At 72.4% G+C, this 4,504-nt stretch carries 4 protein-coding genes and 1 pseudogene; 2 read left to right on the forward strand and 3 right to left on the reverse strand.

The window, feature by feature from the left end:
• On the forward strand, window positions 1-579 hold a 579-nt coding region (locus MTQ10_RS28245; protein ID WP_247473169.1), incomplete at its 5' end, for a hypothetical protein.
• Between the two features lie 291 nt (window positions 580-870).
• Here MTQ10_RS28245 and MTQ10_RS28250 read toward each other — a convergent pair.
• The 3 genes from MTQ10_RS28250 to MTQ10_RS28260 form a co-directional block, all read right to left on the reverse strand.
• Window positions 871-1,836: a DUF5926 family protein gene (locus MTQ10_RS28250; RefSeq protein ID WP_247473170.1), complete on the reverse strand. Its 966-nt coding sequence runs from the start codon at window positions 1,834-1,836 to the stop codon at window positions 871-873.
• 337 nt (window positions 1,837-2,173) lie between these two features.
• On the reverse strand, window positions 2,174-2,812 hold the full coding sequence (locus MTQ10_RS28255; RefSeq protein WP_247473171.1) for an ATP-binding protein: 639 nt from the start codon (window positions 2,810-2,812) through the stop codon (window positions 2,174-2,176).
• A 204-nt stretch (window positions 2,813-3,016) separates the two neighbouring features.
• The gene (locus MTQ10_RS28260) at window positions 3,017-3,844 is read right to left on the reverse strand and encodes a glycerophosphodiester phosphodiesterase (RefSeq protein WP_247473172.1); all 828 of its coding nucleotides are present in this window, start codon (window positions 3,842-3,844) and stop codon (window positions 3,017-3,019) included.
• 399 nt (window positions 3,845-4,243) lie between these two features.
• Between MTQ10_RS28260 and MTQ10_RS28265 the strand changes: the two are divergent.
• A pseudogene (locus tag MTQ10_RS28265) lies at window positions 4,244-4,504 on the forward strand (protease); the annotation flags it as partial.

Genomic DNA, 4,504 nt, shown 5'->3' on the forward strand with positions numbered 1-4,504 from the left:
GGATACAGCGGGGGATACGGCGGTCGGGCAGCCGGTGACGCCGGCGCCGGGGGCGGCGGCGACGCCAAGGCGCCCGACGACCGGGCCCGGGTCCGGACGCAGGACAGGACCCCGGAATGGAACCCGCGCTGGACCCCCGCCCAGGGGTGGTCCTCCGCAGGACAGTCCTCCGTGGGACAGCCCACCGCCGGAACCCCCTCCGGCTCCCGCTCGCCGCTCGGCGTGGGCATCGCCACCGCCGCCCGCTGCGGCCCGGAACTCACCTCGCCCGACGGTGTCGAGGCGCAGACCTGCGTACTGACGCAGGGCGCCGACACCTGGGCGCGCACCTACCACCGCAACGCGACGGGCCGAGCCCTGGAGGCCGTACTGAGCCTCATGGGGCCCCGGGGGCGGACGGTGCAGGTGCGGTGCGCGGTGGGGGCGGGTGACGATCCGGAGGTGTGCGACACGCCCCGCGAGCCGGTGCGGGGCGGACCGGACGGCTACACGGCCGTGGCGGAATTCGCCGAGGCCGGAGAAGACGGACCGCTTCTGTTGCGAGTGGGAAGCAACTCCACTGCGCCTACGGGCAGTTGACACTTCGCGGCGCGGTGTGAAGGGCGCCCGACATGGAAAGACCCGGTTGCTGGCGACGGGGGATGCACCAGCAACCGGGCTACTGAAACGGTAACAAGAGATCGGCCCCAAGCAAATTCGATCTCATGTTTCCCCTGTCTATTCGGACACTGTGCGACAGGGCCGAACCTGGGGATTTCCGGTGCCCGACTCCCTTGCGGTCAACGGGAGTTGTGACCGGAGTCACCCTTTCCGGGGTATCGAAACCGACCGGTCGGCCGGTCCGTGGTCCCCGGCCCGTCCCGGCGTGCGTCAGCTGAGGGTGATCTGCCGGTTGGTGAGCCCGCCGCGGGCCCGGCGCTCGTCCGCGGTGAGAGGTGCGTCGGTCGCCAGGGCGGCGGCGAGCCGCTCGGCGAACTCCGCCGCCGGCTTCTCGATGTCCTCGGCGCCGACCGAGGAGGGCAGATCCCACACCGGCACCGTGAGCCCGTGCGCCCGGAAGGAGCCGACCAGGCGCGTGCCCTCGCCGAGGCCCGACGTGCCCGCCGCGTGCAACCGGGCGAGCGCGTCCAGCAGCTGCTCCTCCGGGTGCGGCATGACCCAGCGCAGGTGGTTCTTGTCCGGCGTCTCGCACCAGTACGCGGCGTCCACGCCGGTCAGCCGCACGGTCGGGATCGCCGCGGCGTTGGCCCGCTCCAGCGAGGCGGCCACCTCCGGTGTCGCGTTCTCCGCGTCCGGTACCCAGAACTCGAAGCCGCTGTGCACGACTGGCTCGAAAGAGCTGCCCAGGTCGATCAGGTCCTGCAGACGCGGCCCGTCGGCGGGGGCGCGGCGGCCCTGGACGGGCGTACCGGGGTCCGTGGTGAGCGCGCGTTGCAGCGTGTCGGCGAGGTCGCGGCTGATGTCGCCGGACGCGGTGTCGTTCTGCAGGCCGAGCAGGACCGAGCCGTCGTCGCGGCGCAGCGCGGGCCAGGCCATCGGCAGCACGGTCGCGAGGGTCACCGACGGCACGCCCTCGGGCAGTCCGTCCTTCAGCGTCAGCTCGACCGTGGCCGCGGGGACCAGTTCGCGCAGCGCCACCCAGTCGCACTCGCCGGGCAGCCCCTCGAACGGACGCTGCACCAGCTCGGTCGCGGCCTGCGCCGCGGCCCGGCCGTGACATGCCTTGTACCGCCGGCCGCTGCCGCACGGGCAGGGCTCGCGGGCGCCGACGACCGGGATCTCCCCGTCCGTGATCTGCGGGCGCTTGGCCTTCGTCTGGGGTCGCTTCTTGGCCATCGTGGGTCGTCTCCCGGGTACGGCTCGTCTGGTACGGCGGGAGCCTAGCTGCTTCGACGGGAGTCGACGGGAACCTGTGGACGAGGCGCGGATTGTGGACAACGCCGCCCACCGCGCGGGCACACCGGGCGACCGGGACCGATGCGACCGCCGGGCCGCGCGCCCGGACCGTCGCCCGGTCCGGCGGAACGGTCCAGTCCGGTCGGTCGACGCCGTGGGGCGTGCCCGGCCGGTCCAGGCTCTCGAACGCGTCCGGCCGGTCCAGGTCGTCGAACGCGTCCGGTCGGTCGACGCCGTGGGGCGTGCCCGGTCGGTCCCGGTCGTCGAACGCGTCCGGTCAGTCCAGGTCGTCGAACGCGTCCGCGAAGTCCAGGTCCGGCATGGACGCCACCGACGGGGCCGCCACCCGCGCGGCGAAGTCATGGCGCCGGTGGCCCGCGTCCGGGTCGAAGACATCGGCGTGGACGACGACCCACACCGTGACCTCGCCGTGGATGTCGTCCCGTACCCCCCAGTCGTCGGCGAGTGCCGTGACGATGCTGAGCCCGCGTCCGCCGTGCGCGGTGATCGACGGGGTGGCCGGGGCGGGGCGGGTCGGCCCGCCACCGTCCGTCACCTCGACGACGAGTCTGCCGGTCGGATCCACCCGCCACGCGGCCCGGACGTCACCGTCCCCGGCGAGGGCGTCTCCCAGCGGGCGGCCGTGTTTGCACGCGTTGCTCAAGAGTTCGGAAAGGATCAGTACGGCATCGTCGATGACCGATTCCGCCACGCCGTTCCTGCGCAGCTGATCGCGCATACGGTGTCGTGCTTTCCCCACGCCCGCAGGGCCATGGGGAACGGCCATGCTCGACGACGTGGGCACCTCCTGTGCCACCACCAACGCCACCCCCGAGACCTCCTTCGCCCCACGCCAAGGTGTCGATGCCCCATTGGCCTGTACCGGAAACCGGCCAGTGCACGCTCGGTGACGCATTCGTACCGGCCGATCACGCTCCGAATGCGCCGGAGCACTCCCTGTGACCGGAACGGCTGGTGCGGGCGTGACGGCAGGGACGCGAGGAAGTCCGGACGAAGGCCCGGGAGCAGGCCCGGAGCCGAGCCGGGAGCGGATCGGGAGCAGCCCGAGAGAGGCCCCGCACCCGGACCGTACGAGGCCCGAGCGCCGGACCGGAGAAGGTCAGCGGCCGAGCCGGTCCAGCACCGCGCGCGGGCGGTTGGTGATGATGGCGTCCACACCGAGGCGGGCGCACAGGTCCACGTCCTCGGGCTCGTTCACCGTCCAGACGTGCACCTGGTGGCCGGCCTTCTTCAGGCGTTCGACGTACGCGGGATGGTTGCGCACGATCCGGATCGACGGGCCGGCGATCCCCACCCCGGAGGGCAGCCGCCCGTCGCGCAGCCGAGGCGAGACGAACTGCATCAGGTAGACCGTCGGCAGCGTCGGCGAGGCGGCACGCACGCGGTGCAGCGAACGCGCCGAGAAGCTCATGACCCGTACCGGCGATTCGGCAGGGGACGCGGGCGCGTCCAGGCCGAACCGCTTCAGCAGGAGCAGCAGCCGCTCCTCGACCTGCCCCGCCCAGCGGGTGGGATGCTTGGTCTCGATGGCCAGCTCGACGCGCCGCCCGGCGTCCGCGACGAGTTCGAGCAGCCGCTCCAGGGTGAGGACGGAGGTGGCCTCCAGGTCCTCGGGCCGGTGCTCCCAGTCCGGCTCCTCGTCCCGGCCCCGCCAGGCGTCCCGGGTCTTCCAGGAGCCGAAGTCGAGCGCGGCGAGGTCGGCCAGCTCCAGCGCGGAGACCGCGCCGCGGCCGTTGGAGGTGCGGTTGACGCGACGGTCGTGCACACAGACGAGGTGACCGTCCGCGGTCAGCCGTACGTCGCATTCGAGGGCGTCGGCGCCGTCCTCGATGGCCTTCCGGTACGCGGCCAGGGTGTGTTCCGGGGCGTCCTCGGAGGCCCCGCGGTGGGCGACGACCTGGATGTGGTGCTGTCGTGCGTGGGTCACCGCGTCATGGTGCCACCGGGAGCGGGCAGGCGTGGGACCGAAGCCCGGACGGGCACCCGGATCGAGACGAAAACCGGACGAACGAGCCGGGAACAGGAAGCGGGAACAGGAAGCGGGAACAGGAAGCGGGAACAGAAAGGACGAACGTGGGAAGCGCAACGCAAGATCGGGAACGCGCCGGAAGGCGCCAGACAGTGCGCCGGAAATGCATCAAAGGTCTTATATAAAGAATGACTGCGGACCCACAGGCACCGCTTATGGTGCTCTGACGGCCCGTGGGAAAAGCTGACGGCATACACATGAACGTGCACAGCTTCAGCGCGCCGGGTCGGCGACAAGCGTGAACGAGCGTGACCGAGTGCGACCGACAACGACAGCCGTGGATCGAGGAGAAGAGCTGTGAGCACCGAGAACGAGGGCACCGCGGTACCCCAGGCCCCGTCCGCACCCCCGGTGCCGGTGGCCTCTCCCGCAACCCCCTCGCAGCAGACGGACGCCGGGCCCGAGCCGGCCTCCCGGCCCACGCCCGAGCAGCCGTACGACCAGCAGACCGCCCCCACGCCCACGGGCGCGGACCGTCCGCAGCAGCCCGACGCGTCGCCGTACGCGGGCGTGCCGGGCGGCTGCGGGGGCGGGCAACGGCTGGGGCGCGCCGTACCC

Origin of the sequence: Streptomyces sp. XM83C (assembly GCF_023072675.1) — a bacterium.
Classification (GTDB): Bacteria; Actinomycetota; Actinomycetes; order Streptomycetales; family Streptomycetaceae; genus Streptomyces; species Streptomyces thermocoprophilus.